The organism is Nocardia iowensis, assembly GCF_019222765.1.
GTDB classification, from domain to species: Bacteria; Actinomycetota; Actinomycetes; order Mycobacteriales; family Mycobacteriaceae; genus Nocardia; species Nocardia iowensis.
The window spans coordinates 5,685,040-5,698,611 of record NZ_CP078145.1; the positions used below are offsets into that span (position 1 = coordinate 5,685,040).

Here is a 13,572-nt window from a genome sequence, read left to right on the forward strand (position 1 = left end):
AATTTCCTTTCCTACCAACAACACTGGCCGAGCCGGGCAGCACCCGCGACCGCCTACAGGTGCATCAGCGCGGGCCACACCTGCGACCATGGATGGCGCAGCCCGGCGCACTTCCAGATGACCACTTCCTGAGTGTTGCCGGGATAGCCGATGCGCGAATCCACCTTGCCGACCGGCTCGACGCGTTCGAAATCCCACCGCAGAAACGCCTCGTTCATGGCCACGGCGATCACCACCGTCGCGGCGTCGGGCGGTGCGCCGAAGTAGCCGTAGCCGCGGCTCGGACTGTAGATCGGCGGCAGTCGATCGCGCGCGAACTGATCCAAAGCGCTTGCCTGCCAATAAGTGTCGGTGACGATCACCGCACCGGACCGCTGCGGCGGAGGCAGTGTGTCGTAGCTCCGCTCGACGGCATCGGTCAGCTCCGGCCAGCCGAATTCGCCGTAGACACCGATATTGATGGTGGCCTCCGCGTCGTCGGCTGGCGGCTCGATCGTGGACGCGTCCCGCCACGGCGTGGCCCACAACACAAACCCCGTCGCGGCCAGCGCCAACACAACCCCCGCTCCGGTGCACACGCGCCGACCGATGCCCCGCAGACCCCGCACCAGCTCCACCAGCCCGACCGCGCCCGCGGCCAGCACCACGCCGTACATTCCGGCCACGTAGTAGATCCGCCCGCCGATCGTCAGAAAGATCGCCACCAGGACCAGCAGCGTCCAGCCGAGGAACCGGTACGGCCGCAACGAGGCATTGCGCAGCAGCGCCCACACCCCGTACAGCAGCACCACCGCGCCGAGGTACCCGGCGGTCAGCACCGCCAGCGGCACGAACATCAGCCTGCCGCCGAGAACGCCCTGCTCGCCGCTGATCACCTCGCCCATCGCCAACTGCGGCCAGTCGTGCTCGGCCTGCCAGATCAAGGTCGGCACCGTCGCGAGAACCACGATCGCGCCACCCAGCCACAGCAGCGGCCTGCGCACCAGTTCACGCGGCCCGAACACCAGCGAGGTCACCGCGACACCGATCCAGAAGAACGGGATCAGCCACTTCACCTGCATGTCGACCGCCGTCACCAGCGCCGCGCACAGCAGCAACCCGTCGCGGCGGGTGCGCACCCAGCGCACCACGAGCCAAGTGATGATCACCCACAACACCGTGTCCACCGCGTTGGTCGTCAGCATCTTGCCCTGCAACAACAGGAACGGCGATGTCGCGTAGGCGATGGCGGCGACGAGCTGGGCGGCACGACCGCCACCGAGTTCGCGGGCGATGAGCGCGGTGAGCACGATCGCCAGCACGGTCAGCAGCACGGCGGGCAGGCGAAGCACGAAGAACGAACCCGGGGCGAGGATGTCCATCAACCGGGCGAGCATCGGCAGCACGGGGCCTTGGTCGGCATAGCCGAACGAGGGGTGCCGTCCGGCGGCCAGGAAGTAGAGCTCGTCGCCGAAGTAGTCGTAGCGGCTCGCGGAGAACAGCAGCACCGCCGCCGAGATCGCGGCAACGACGGTGATGCCCGAGGTCGCGAGGGGTGGGCGAAGGTCTGCTCCGGTGTCGAGCTCCGGGCGTTCTGCGGTGTGGGTCACGCCAGCTCCTGGAGGACTTCCGGGACGGGACTGCTCGAATGTAGCGGGAAACGGCCGTCGCGCCCGGTCACCCGCCGGGCGCGTCCGACCCGGCGTTTCGCGGTACCGGCAGGTACTTGTCTGGTTTCGATCCGTGCCGCGTTCGATACTGAGGTCATGAGCGACGCAGTACCGGGCGAAAACCCTTATGGCACACCGTCCACGACCGGACCGCAACCGATCCCCTCGGCACAGGCCGTGACCAACAAAATCGTCCGGACGCTACTGCGCGTACCCGCGGTCTCCGGCCTCGTCGGCAAACGCCTGCTGACGCTGCACGTCGTCGGGCGCAAGTCCGGCAAGGTCTACGACGTGCCGGTGGCCTATACCAGGCACAACGGCACCCTGCTGATCGGCACCGCCCTGCGGCCGTGGGTGAAGAACCTGCAGGCGGGCGGCCCGGTCCAGGTGTCGATGGGCGGCAAGCCGCGGACCTTCGACCCGGTGGTGCACACCGAGCAACGCGACGTCATGCGGCTCTACGAGGTCATCGCCAGGGACAACGCGACCAACGCGAAGTTCAACGGGATCGGTTTCACCGCCGATGGTTCGCCGAACAAGGCCGACCTGTACCAGACGTGGCAGCAGGGTGGCGTCGTCATCGCGCTGACGCCGCGCTGAGGCTCCGCGAGACACGCTCGCGGAGCCGACCGGGGACTTACCTCAGGTCACGTACTCGTCGGCGACCTCGAGCACTTCGTCGACGATCTCCAGCCCGGTGCGCAGCTCGTCCGCCGACGTGGTGAGCGGCGGCGCGATTTGAAAACGGTTGCCCACGTTGAACGGCCACACCCCGCGCGCCTTCGCGGCGGCGGTCACCTTCGCCATCGGCTCGGCCGCCGCACCGGCGGCGGCGAACGGGACCAGCGGCTCCCTGGTCTCCGGGTCACGCACCAGTTCCAGTGCCCAGAAGAAGCCGAGCCCACGCACCTCGCCGACACTCGGATGCCGGGCGGCCAACTCGCGCAGGCCTTTTCCGAGCACATCGGCACCCACCGAGCGCACGTGGTCGAGGATGCCATCGCGCTCGAACACCTCGATGGAGGCGACACCGGCCGCACAGGCCAGCGGATGCCCCGCGTAGGTGAGGCCGCCGGGATACACGGTGTGGTCGTATCGCTGCGCGATGCGTTCGGCGATCAGTACCCCGCCGAGCGGGACATAGCCGGAGTTCACCCCCTTGGCGAAGGTGATGAGATCCGGTGCGACGCCGAATTCCTGCACCGCGAACCACTGTCCGACCCGGCCGAAGCCGACCATCACCTCGTCGGCGATGTAGACGATGCCGAATTCGTCGCAGAGCGCGCGCACCCCGGCGAGGTAGCCGGGCGGCGGGACGAGCACTCCGTTGGTGCCGACGACAGTTTCGAGGATCAGCCCCGCGATGTTCTGCGGCCCCTCCAGTTCGATCACCTGACGCAGATGGCGCAGTGCCGCCGTTGTCTCTTCCTCGGGAGTGCTTGTCTCCCAAGGTGATCGGTACGGATAGGGGCCGAAGAAGCGCACCACGTCGACATTGGTCGGCTCGGCGCCCCAGCGGCGCGGTTCACCGGTAAGCCCGATCGCCACGCCGGTGCCGCCGTGATAGGAGCGGTACGCGGCGAGCATTTTGGTGCGGCCGGTGAAGCTACGGGCCAGGCGCACAGCATGTTCCACCGCTTCCGCGCCGCCGGTGGTGAACAAGATCCGGTTCAGGTCACCGGGTGCGCGTTCGACGATCAACCGAGCCAATTCGCTGCGCACCTCGTTGCCGACGGTCGGCGAGATGGTCGCGAGCTGCTGGGCTTGCGCGATGATCGCGGCGACGATATCCGGGTGCTGGTGGCCGATATTGACATTCACCAGTTGCGAGGAGAAGTCGAGGTAGCGGTTGCCCTTGTCGTCCCAGAAGTGGGAGCCGGACGCGCCGACGATCGTCGGCGCGTTCAGTCCGGCTTGGGCGCTCCACGGATAGAAGACGTGGTCGGTCAAATCACTTACCGCCTTCGGTCAGGGTGACCTGGCGCGGTGCGAACCCCGCACCGGTCACGTCGATACCATCGGATTTCAGCAGTTCCAGTGCCTTGGTGACGTATTCGTTGGTGTAGGCGCTCGCATCGGGGTCCTTCGTCAGGACGGTGGCGCCCTCTTGGTTCTTGGTGTCCTTGGCGATCCGCACGGTGCGCGCCCAGGCGGCCGTGTCGATCATGCCGATGCCCGCGAGTGACGGCCAGATCAGCTTGTTGACCTCGTTGATCTGCCACTGCTGATGGGTCGCGCCGAGGGTGGTGCCCGCGGCGACGGTGATGTCGCGGCACTTGTCGAGGTTGTCGCGGCAGAACGCCCAGCCCTTCAGCGAGGCCGCGATGAATTTCACGGTCTGCTCTTGGTATTTCGTGTCGTTCAGCTTCTCGCTGTTGGCCCAGATGGCGTCCTGCAGCATCGCGACGCCTTCGTCGTTCCAGTCGATGGTGGCGAAATCCTCCGCGGTGTAGAGCTTTCCGGTGGCGGGGTTCTTCGTCTCCAGCAGCTGGGCGTACTCGTTGTAGGACATGGCCTGCGCGGCGGCGATGTCTTTGCCGAGGAAGGCGTTCATGTCGAACTGCTGCTGCACCAGTTTGACGTCCTTTGCGGGGTCGATGCCCGCCTTCGTCATGCCCGCGAACAGCTCGAATTCGTTGCCGTAGCCCCAGTTACCGACCGTCTTGCCGCGCAGGGCGGCGGGACCGGTGATGTTCTCCGACTTGAACGACACCTGCTTGGTGCCGGAACGCTGGAAGATCTGCGCCACGTCGGTGATGCCCGCACCCGCCTCGCGGGACGCCAAAGCCTTCGGTACCCAGGCGATGGCGTAATCGGCCTGCCCCTGCGCGAGTACCGTCTGCGGGACGATATCGGTTCCGCCGTCGAGGATTTCGACCGATAGGCCCTGCTCTTTGTAGAAACCCTGATCGACCGCGGCCAGGTAGCCCGCGAACTGTCCCTGCTTGAACCACTGCAATTGCAGGCGGACCTTGGTGAGCCCATCGGCCGTCGTGCCGGACGTGCTGTCGGTGGTGCTGCAACCGGTCAGCGTGGCCGCGGCCAGCGCGACGAGCGCTAGGCTCGCCCGGAATCGCTTGGTGGGCTTTCTCATCTAGATCTCCAGAGGGTGGTGCGGGGTCTACGGGTGAGTTGTTCGAGGAGTAGGACAGCGGCCAGGAAGAGCAAGCCGACGAGCATGGCGCCGACCACGTAGGCCCAGGCCCTGGGATAGGCGGTGTTGGCTGCCGCGGAGGTGATGCGGCTGCCGAGGCCGTTCTGCAGGCCGCCGAAATATTCGGCGATGATGGCCGCGATCACCGCGCCCGGTGCGGCGATCCGCAAGCCGGTGAACAGGTACGGCAGTGCCGCGGGCAGCCGGACGGTGCGGGTGACCTGCCAGCCGCCCGCCGCGTACGACGTCATCAGATCCGTATGGACCTGCGGCACCTGGCGCAACCCCCGGGCCGTGCTGACGAACATCGGGAAGAACACGACGATGGTGACGACCATGCGGCGCGGGGTGTCCGTGGTGGTCGAGTACATCGAATTCAACAGGGGCGCAAGGGCAACGATCGGCACCGCGGCCGCCGCGGCGGCGAGCGGGCTGAGCAGCCCATCGACCAGATGGAACCGGACGGCCAGCATCGCGGCGACAATGCCGAGCACCGCGCCGATCAGTAGCCCGATCAGCGCATTGGTTCCGGTCGCGGTGGCAGCGTCGGCGATGCGGTCGAAATTCTCGGTGAATTCGGTCGCGATCGCGGTGGGTGCGGGCAGCAGGAAGGACGGGACACCGGCGGCGACGGTCAGCAGCTGCCACAGCACCAGCCCGCCGATGCCGAACGCCACGGGCGGCAGCACCGTCTTCCACGGTAACGTCATCGAACGTCCCGCCCCGCTGCCGTGCCGGTGTCGCCATGACCGCTCCGCAATGCGGCGCGGACGGCGGCGACAGCCTCGAAAAACGGTGCGCTGGAACGCACATCGTCGTCCGCGAAGGCTGCGTCACGGCCCCAGCCGCCGGTCGGCACGATGTCGGTGATCCGACCGGGCCGCGCCGACATGACCACCACCCGATCGGACAGGAACACCGCCTCGGGAATGGAGTGGGTCACGAAAACCACGGCAGCCCCGGTCTCCCCGGCAATGCGCAGCAGCTCGCCCTGCATCCGCTCGCGCGTCATCTCGTCGAGCGCGCCGAACGGCTCGTCCATCAGCAATAGCGAGGGCTTCGGCGCCAGCGCCCGCACGATCGCGACCCGCTGCTGCATGCCACCGGACAGTTCGGCCGGATAGCGCTTGGCGAAGTCGGTGAGTCCGGCCATCTCGAGCAGTTCCGCACTGCGCGCGCGGCGTTCGCTCTTCGGCACCTTGTGCAACTCGAGCGGCAGTTCCACATTCGCCTGCACGGTGCGCCAATCCAGCAGACCGGACTGTTGGAAGGCGATGCCATAGTCCTGGTCGATTCTGGCCCGTCGCGCGGTCTTCCCGTGCACGGTCACGGTGCCGCTGGTCGGCTGTTCCAGATCGGCGATGATGCGCAGCAAGGTGGACTTGCCACACCCGGAAGGGCCGATGAGCGAGACGAATTCGCCAGGGGCGACGGTGAGTGACACATCCGTGAGCGCGGTGACCGAACCGGCGGCGTAGATCTTGCCGACGTCGGCCAGCTCCACCGCGGCGGTCCGCTCTAGAGCTGCTGTTGCGTCGGTGCGGATGTTTCCCGCGCTGACGTCGGCGGATCCGAACTGCCCGTCGGCCGAAACCTGTTCTCCCTCTGCGGTTGCCGTGGCGACAGCAGGTCGTCCTTTGGCGGTCAACGGATACCTCCTGATGAGCTGCCGCGCGGGCGGCGGTAATGATGAAGCGCGCGTTCGGGATCGGCGCTCCCCGCGTTGGGCGCGCTGATAGCACAGCGAGTCTGACCAGCGAACATCTGACGGGCGATCATCGGTCGCCTCCCGAGGAGCGCGCCGCTCCGGCGGGACGGCTGTACCGACGCAGCGCGAGTTCGGCGAGGCCGACGACGGCGGTGACCGCGACGCCGAGTAGTGCGGCGGCAAGGACCGCCGCGTAGAGCCGCGACGCATCGCCGGTCGCCTGCTGGGCGAAAACAATGATCTGGCGGCCGATTCCGCCCGCGGTGCCGGTGGAGATCTCGGCGACCACGGCACCGATCACCGAGGCGGCCGCGGCCAATCGCAAGGCCGGAAGCAAGTGCGGCACCGCGGCGGGAAGGCGCAGGTGCACCAAGGTTTCCCACCAACCGGCGGAGTAGCTGTACAGCAGTTCGACCGACGCCTTCGACGGTGCTTGCAAGCCGCGCAGCATACCGACCGCGACCGGGAAGAAAGCGAGATACGAAGCGATCACCGCGATGCTCATCCAGGGCCGCCACGGCTCGCCCGCGATCACGATCTTGCCGCCCCACCCGGCGACGAGCGGAGCCAGCGCGATCAATGGAACCGTTTGCGACACAATGATGTACGGCAACAGCCCGCGTTCGACCCAGGCGAACCGCTGCATGAGCACGGCCAGCGCGACTCCCACCGCGGTGCCGATCAACAACGCCAGCAGTGCGAGGCCGAACGTGAATCCAGCGGTCCGCAAAAGGGTTTCGCCCACTGTGCCGGTGCCGTCCCGCTCACCGAGCACCGTCACCACCGACCACACGTGCGGCAGCGCACCATCGCCGGTGCGCGGCAGGATGCGTTGCTCCCCGATGCTCACTCCGCTTTCCGGGACGACGAGCTTCACCAATTCCCAGCTGGCCAGCACCGAAACCAGAACGGCCACGGCATAACCGACCCGCGCCGTCCCCAAGCTCACCCTCATCGGCCCCCCACGTACACCCGCCGCGCACCTTCCGTCGTGCCGAGCGCGAAACAGCTAGCAATTCCATGCGCAGCGGAACAACTCATGCGCGGCGGGGGCTGCCGGAGCGCACCGGTCAGCCGGCGCGCCATCAAGCGCCCTCCGTCGCGGTGACAGGGTGGGCGAGACGGGGTAGGACCGATTCGCCGTAGGCTTCCAGGGTTGCGGTTTTCGCGTCGTGCTGCAGGTAGACGGCGAATTGGTCGACGCCGAGCTTTTCCAGTTCCCGCAATCGGATCAGCTGGTCATCGGGGGTGCCGAGCAGGCAGAAGCGGTCCACGATGGTGTCGGGCACGAACTCGGCGTGGGTGTTGCCCGCGCGCCCGTGCTGGTTGTAGTCGTAGCCCTGCCTGCCCGCGATGTACTCGGTGAGCGCGGCCGGAACGTCGCTGCCCGTACCGTATTTCGCCACGATATCGGCCACATGGTTGCCGACCATGCCGCCGAACCAGCGGCACTGCTCGCGGGCATGGGCCAGTGCGGCATCCGTGCCGTCGGTGACGTACGCCGGTGCGGCGACACAGATTTTCACCGACGCCGGGTCGCGACCGGCGCGTTCGGCGGCGGCCCGTACCCGGGCGACGGTCCACGCGGCGATATCCGGATCGGCCAGTTGCAGGATGAAGCCGTCGGCGACCTCCCCGGTGAGATCCAAGGCGCGCGGGCCGTACCCGGCCATCCAGACCTCCAGCCGGGAATCAGCGGCCCACGGGAACCGCACGATCGTGTCATCCACCTGGGCGCTGCGGCCGTTGCCGAGTTCCCTGATCACCTCGATGGCTTCGCGCAGGGTGGCCAGGGTGGTCGGCTTGCCGCCGAGCGTGCGCACCGCCGAGTCACCGCGTCCGATACCGCACACGGTGCGGTTGCCGAACATGTCGTTCAGCGTGGCGAAGGTCGACGCGGTCACCGTCCAGTCGCGGGTGGCCGGGTTGGTCACCATCGGGCCGACCACGATTTTGCGAGTGGCGGCGAGGATTTGGCTGTAGATGACGTAGGGCTCCTGCCACAGCAGGTGCGAGTCGAACGTCCAGACGTGCGAGAACCCATGTGTCTCGGCCTGTCTGGCCAGTTCGACCACGCGGGAGGCGGGGGGTGTGCATTGCAGCACCACACCGATGTCCATGCGGCACTCTCCGTTTCGAGTCGGATACAGCTGTGCGGAAGCTGTGCGGTCAGATCAGGTTCTGCGACAATTCACGTTTGACGAACCGGCCGTGCCCGGCGCTACCCAGGTACTTGCCGTCGTCGATGACCACCCGGCCCCGCGACAGCACGGTGTCGACGTGACCGTCGATCTCGAAGCCCTCGTAGGCCGAGTAGTCCATGTTCATGTGGTGGGTCTTGCCGAGGCCGATGCTGGTGTGCCCGTTGGGGTCATAGATCACGATGTCGGCATCCGCGCCCGGACTGATCACACCCTTGCGCGGGTACATGCCGAACATCCTGGCGGGCGTGGTGCAGCACACCTCCACCCAGCGCTCCAGCGAGATCTGACCGCTCTTGACGCCCTGGAACATCAGGTCCATCCGGTGCTCGACGCCGCCGATCCCGTTCGGGATCTTGCTGAAATCGCCGATGCCCATTTCCTTCTGGTCCTTCATGCAGAACGGGCAGTGGTCGGTGCTGACCGCCGTGACGTCACCGGTGCGCAGGTAGCGCCACAGTTCGTCCTGATGGCCCTCGGCCCTGGACCGCAGCGGCGTGGAGCAGACCCACTTCGCGCCCTCGAAACCTGGTGCGCCCAACTGCTCTTCGAGTGAGAGGTACAGGTACTGCGGGCAGCTCTCGCCGAAGACGTTCTGGCCGTTGCCGCGTGCGGTGGCGATCTGTTCCAATGCCTGCTTCGCCGACACATGCACCACATACAGCGGCGCACCGGTCACCTGCGCCAGCATGATCGCGCGGTGGGTGGCCTCCTCCTCCAACTGCCATGGGCGACTGGTGCCGTGGAAGTACGGCGCGGTGTCGCCGCGGGCGATGGCCTGCTCGACCAGCACGTCGATGGCGATACCGTTCTCCGCGTGCATCATCAGCAGTGCGCCGAGATCGCCCGCCGACTGCATGGCGCGCAGGATCTGGCCGTCGGTGGAGTAGAAGACGCCGGGGTAGGCCATGAACAGCTTGAAGCTGGTGACGCCCTCGGACACCAGTTCGCTCATCCCCTTGAGGGATTCGTCGTTGACCTCGCCGATGATCTGATGGAATCCGTAGTCGACCGCGCACTTCCCCGCGGCCTTCTGATGCCAGGCACCCAGCGTGTCCTGCACCCGCTCCCCCGGCTTCTGCACCACGAAATCGACGATCGTGGTGGTGCCGCCCCAGGCGGCGGCGCGGGTGCCGGTCTCGAAGGTGTCGGACGCCTCGGTGCCGCCGAACGGCATCTGCATGTGCGTATGTCCGTCCACGCCACCGGGAATCACGTATTTGCCGGTCGCGTCGATGACCACCTCGGCGGTGCCGGTCAGGTCCGCGCCGAGGGCGGTGGCGCCGGGTTGCAGGACGGCGACAATGGTTTCGCCGTCCACCAGCACGTCGAGCGGTTGCGAGCCGGTGGCCGAGACCACCGTGCCGCCATGGATGAATGTCAATGTCATGTGATCGTCACCGGCCTCAGGGAGCCACCAGCGGGCCATAGGCGTCCGGTCGGCGGTCGCGGTAGAAGGCCCACCGGTCGCGTACCACCTTGATCAGGTCCAGGTCGAGGTCGCGGATCACCAGTTCGGGGTCTCGATCCGAGGCGACCTCGCCGACGAACTTGCCCTCCGGGTCGACGAAGTAGCTGGTGCCGTAGAAGTCGTCGTCGCCGTACTCCTCGATGCCGACCCGGTTGATCGCGCCGATGTAGTACTCGTTGGCCACCGCGGACGCGGGCTGCTCCAGCTTCCACAGGTAACCCGACAGCCCACGCGAGGTGGCGGACGGATTGAACACGATTTCCGCACCTGCCAGGCCCAATGCGCGCCAGCCCTCCGGGAAATGCCGGTCGTAACAGATGTAGACGCCGACTCTGCCGACCGCAGTGTCGAACACCGGCCAACCGAGATTGCCCGGCCGGAAGTAGAACTTCTCCCAGAAGCCGTTGACGTGCGGAATGTGGTGCTTGCGGTACTTGCCGAGGTACGTGCCATCGGCGTCGATGACGGCCGCCGTGTTGTACAGCAGGCCCGGCTGCTCCTGCTCGTACACCGGCAGGACCATCACCATGCCCAATTCCTGTGCCAGCGCGGCGAATCGGTCCGTCGTCGGGCCCGGCACCGACTCCGCGTACTCGTAGAACTTGGTGTCCTGTACTTGGCAGAAGTACGGGCCGTAGAACAACTCCTGGAAGCAGATCACCTTCGCGCCCTGCGCTGCGGCCTGCCGCGCGTAATCCTCATGCGCTTTGATCATGGACTCTTTGTCGCCGGTCCAGTTCGTCTGGACGAGCGCCGCTCGAACGATTCCCATGCTTTGTTATACTTCACTCCGAACCAATTCGGTTGTGTTACAAGAATGCGGAAACAGTTTCGTAGCCGTAAACCTTGCGGCAGGCCATAGTCCTGGCCCCGCGCCCGACGCAGAATGACGGTGTGAGCGAGCGAACCGGAGACGCGGCGCCCCTGGGCACGAGGCCTCCGTATGCCCCTCACCGGCCACAACAGGCAAAGGTCAGGGCCGCCTCGCGGGCTGGCGAGGCAGAGCTGTGACGATCGAGCCTGTGACAACACAGTGCGCACCCGCAGACGAGGCCACCGTCCCCGACAATGGATCGGGCCAGTTCATCGCGGACTTGGATGACCGGACACCCGCCGGTATCGCCGCAGCGGTCAGTCGGCAGATTCGTTCGGGGGCGTTGACGCCCGGCTCCCGGCTGCCGACCGTCCGCGAGGTCGCCCGTGAGTTGAAGGTCTCGCCCGCGACGGTGAACCAGGCGTGGCGGGCGCTCGCCGCGGCCGGGGCGATCGTGGCGCGCGGGCGGGCGGGCACCTTCGTCGGCGCACCCGTCGCCACCAGGCCCGCCACCGCCGTCGGACGCTATCAGCGGCTGCATCCGCCGTCCTACAGCGCCTTTCGCATCGACCTGTCCGGTGGCACACCCGATCCCGAGCTGCTGCCCGACCTCGGTGCCGCGCTGCGCGACCTCACCAAGGATGGGGCGAGCGACCTCGCCGCCGACTACCTCGGCGAGGCGGTGCTGCCGGAACTGGCCGCTAAAGTCCGGGCCGACTGGCCGTTTCGCGCCGAACGGCTCGCCGTACTCGACGGTGCGCTGGACGCCGTCGACCGACTACTCTCCGCGCACGTTCGGCTCGGCGACGCCGTGGCGGTCGAAGATCCCTGTTTCCCACCGTTTCTCGATCTGCTCGCCGGCCTCGGTGCCCGGCCCATCCCGGTCCGGATGGACGAATCCGGCTTACTGCCGGACGAACTCGCCCGCGCCGTCACCGAACAGGAGGCCACCGCGCTCATCCTGCAACCGCGCGGCCAGAATCCCACCGGCGTCTCCATCACCGCGCGGCGCATCCGCGAACTGTCCGACATCCTCCAGGACACCGGCACCCTCGTCATCGAGGACGACCACTCCGCCGGAATCGCCGCCGCCCCACTGCGTTCCCTCGGCAGCAGGCTGCCCCGGCGCACCGTGCACATCCGCTCCTACTCCAAATCGCACGGCGCCGACCTGCGCCTCGCCGTTGCGGGCGGCCCGGCCGACCTGCTCGATCCCGTCATCGAACGCCGCATGCTCGGCGCGGGCTGGACCAGCAGGCTGCTGCAGCGCGTCCTGTTGAGCATGCTCGACGACGAGAACGCGGTGCACGCCGTCACCACCGCACGCGCCGAATACCGCAGGCGCTCGGCCGAACTCCGGCGCGCACTGGCCCGGCGCGGTGTCGCCGTCGCGCGCGGCGACGGCATCAACCTGTGGCTGCCGGTCGCCGACGAGAACGCCGCGATGATCTCGCTGGCCGCGGCGGGCATCAAGGCCGCTCCCGGCGGCCCCTTCGTCGTCGGCGAGCACCCGCCCACCGATCACCTCCGCATCACCATCTCCCCCGTCACCGATCCCGACCTCGACTGGCTCGCCACCGAACTCGCCGCCGCGACTACCGCCGTCCCCACCTACCGCCGGATCCGCCGCGGCTGATCGGCCGCGGCGAGTGCGGTTTTCGTAGTGATCGAGGCGGTCCCAGCCCGCTGTAGGCCGGGAGATGGAATGATTCGGCACGGCATCGTCCGGTGCGCAATCCGAATGAAGGAGATTCCTAGCGGTGAGCAGCGAAGTGCAGGGGCGGCAGTTCGACAACAGCAAGCGAGGGTGGCGGCTCGGGGTGCCGCGAGGAGTCCTACGGGCGGTCGGCGTGGCGGCGGTTGCCGCGGCGCTGGCGGCGTTCGCGACCGGTGGTGTTTCGGCCAATTCGTGGAGTGTGCGCGCACAGGCGCCCGCGCAGTGCAACGCACCGGCGGGCGCACCGGCCTCCCGCACCGACTATCCGGCACCTGCCCAGGTGACCCAGCCCGGTGCCACGTACACCGCCACACTCGAAACCACCTGTGGGGCAATCCAAATCGCCCTCGAACCGAAGGCGCCGCAGACGGTCAACTCGTTCGCCTTCTTGTCCGGCGAGCGCTACTTCGACCACACCAAGTGCCACCGGATCACCACCGACGGCATCTTCGTCCTGCAATGCGGTGACCCCACCGCCACCGGCATGGGCGGTCCCGGCTACCAGATCCCGGACGAGAACCTGGCCGGCGCCACCTACCCGGCGGGCACCGTCGCGATGGCGAACGCTGGCCCGAACACCAACGGCAGCCAGTTCTTCCTCGTCTACAAGGACAGCCCGCTGCCCCCGAGCTACACCCCGTTCGGCCGCATCGCGGCGGGCATGGACGTCCTCGAGTCCATCGCCGCCGCGGGCACGCAGGACGGCAGCCCCGACGGCGCTCCCCGAAACGACGTAGTCATCAACTCGGCAACCACCGTCCAGAACTAACCCTTTCCCACCCCGATGGCGGCGTCCTCGACGCCGCCATCGGTCTACCCAGACGTCGAGAGTCGCCCGCCGTGGTGTGCCACTCGTCG

At 67.5% G+C, this 13,572-nt stretch carries 12 protein-coding genes; 3 read left to right on the top strand and 9 right to left on the bottom strand.

Annotated elements, in window-relative coordinates:
* Positions 1-53: 53 nt before the first annotated feature.
* Positions 54-1,589 carry a glycosyltransferase family 39 protein gene (locus KV110_RS26125; protein WP_218469906.1) on the bottom strand — a complete coding sequence of 512 codons (1,536 nt, stop codon included), beginning with the start codon at positions 1,587-1,589 and terminating at the stop codon, positions 54-56.
* Between the two features lie 156 nt (positions 1,590-1,745).
* On the opposite strand from KV110_RS26125, the gene KV110_RS26130 reads away from it, so the two are divergent.
* The gene (locus tag KV110_RS26130) at positions 1,746-2,249 is read left to right on the top strand and encodes a nitroreductase family deazaflavin-dependent oxidoreductase (RefSeq protein ID WP_218469907.1); all 504 of its coding nucleotides are present in this window, start codon (positions 1,746-1,748) and stop codon (positions 2,247-2,249) included.
* A 42-nt stretch (positions 2,250-2,291) separates the two neighbouring features.
* Here the strand turns inward: KV110_RS26130 and KV110_RS26135 are convergent, their stop codons facing one another.
* The 8 genes from KV110_RS26135 to KV110_RS26170 all read right to left on the bottom strand — a co-directional run bounded on the left by KV110_RS26135 (position 2,292) and on the right by KV110_RS26170 (position 10,955).
* The gene (locus KV110_RS26135) at positions 2,292-3,599 is read right to left on the bottom strand and encodes an aspartate aminotransferase family protein (RefSeq protein WP_218469908.1); all 1,308 of its coding nucleotides are present in this window, start codon (positions 3,597-3,599) and stop codon (positions 2,292-2,294) included.
* Between the two features lies 1 nt (position 3,600).
* Positions 3,601-4,743 carry an ABC transporter substrate-binding protein gene (locus tag KV110_RS26140; protein ID WP_218469909.1) on the bottom strand — a complete coding sequence of 381 codons (1,143 nt, stop codon included), beginning with the start codon at positions 4,741-4,743 and terminating at the stop codon, positions 3,601-3,603.
* The gene (locus KV110_RS26145; protein WP_218469910.1) at positions 4,740-5,513 is read right to left on the bottom strand and encodes an ABC transporter permease; all 774 of its coding nucleotides are present in this window, start codon (positions 5,511-5,513) and stop codon (positions 4,740-4,742) included. The genes KV110_RS26140 and KV110_RS26145 overlap by 4 nt, the downstream gene beginning before the upstream one ends.
* The gene (locus tag KV110_RS26150) at positions 5,510-6,451 is read right to left on the bottom strand and encodes an ABC transporter ATP-binding protein (protein ID WP_218469911.1); all 942 of its coding nucleotides are present in this window, start codon (positions 6,449-6,451) and stop codon (positions 5,510-5,512) included. The genes KV110_RS26145 and KV110_RS26150 overlap by 4 nt, the downstream gene beginning before the upstream one ends.
* A 127-nt stretch (positions 6,452-6,578) precedes the next feature.
* Positions 6,579-7,466, bottom strand: coding sequence for an ABC transporter permease (locus KV110_RS26155; RefSeq protein WP_218469912.1), 888 nt, complete (start codon positions 7,464-7,466; stop codon positions 6,579-6,581).
* A 130-nt stretch (positions 7,467-7,596) separates the two neighbouring features.
* The gene (locus tag KV110_RS26160; protein ID WP_218469913.1) at positions 7,597-8,631 is read right to left on the bottom strand and encodes a TIGR03842 family LLM class F420-dependent oxidoreductase; all 1,035 of its coding nucleotides are present in this window, start codon (positions 8,629-8,631) and stop codon (positions 7,597-7,599) included.
* A 49-nt stretch (positions 8,632-8,680) separates the two neighbouring features.
* Positions 8,681-10,102 (bottom strand): dihydropyrimidinase, encoded by a 1,422-nt coding sequence (gene hydA, locus KV110_RS26165; RefSeq protein ID WP_218469914.1) that lies wholly within the window; start codon positions 10,100-10,102, stop codon positions 8,681-8,683.
* A gap of 16 nt (positions 10,103-10,118) precedes the next feature.
* Positions 10,119-10,955 (bottom strand): nitrilase-related carbon-nitrogen hydrolase, encoded by an 837-nt coding sequence (locus KV110_RS26170; RefSeq protein ID WP_218469915.1) that lies wholly within the window; start codon positions 10,953-10,955, stop codon positions 10,119-10,121.
* 250 nt (positions 10,956-11,205) lie between these two features.
* On the opposite strand from KV110_RS26170, the gene KV110_RS26175 reads away from it, so the two are divergent.
* Positions 11,206-12,633, top strand: coding sequence for an aminotransferase-like domain-containing protein (locus KV110_RS26175; protein WP_218469916.1), 1,428 nt, complete (start codon positions 11,206-11,208; stop codon positions 12,631-12,633).
* Between the two features lie 124 nt (positions 12,634-12,757).
* The gene (locus tag KV110_RS26180) at positions 12,758-13,483 is read left to right on the top strand and encodes a peptidylprolyl isomerase (protein WP_246633982.1); all 726 of its coding nucleotides are present in this window, start codon (positions 12,758-12,760) and stop codon (positions 13,481-13,483) included.
* Positions 13,484-13,572: the final 89 nt, after the last annotated feature.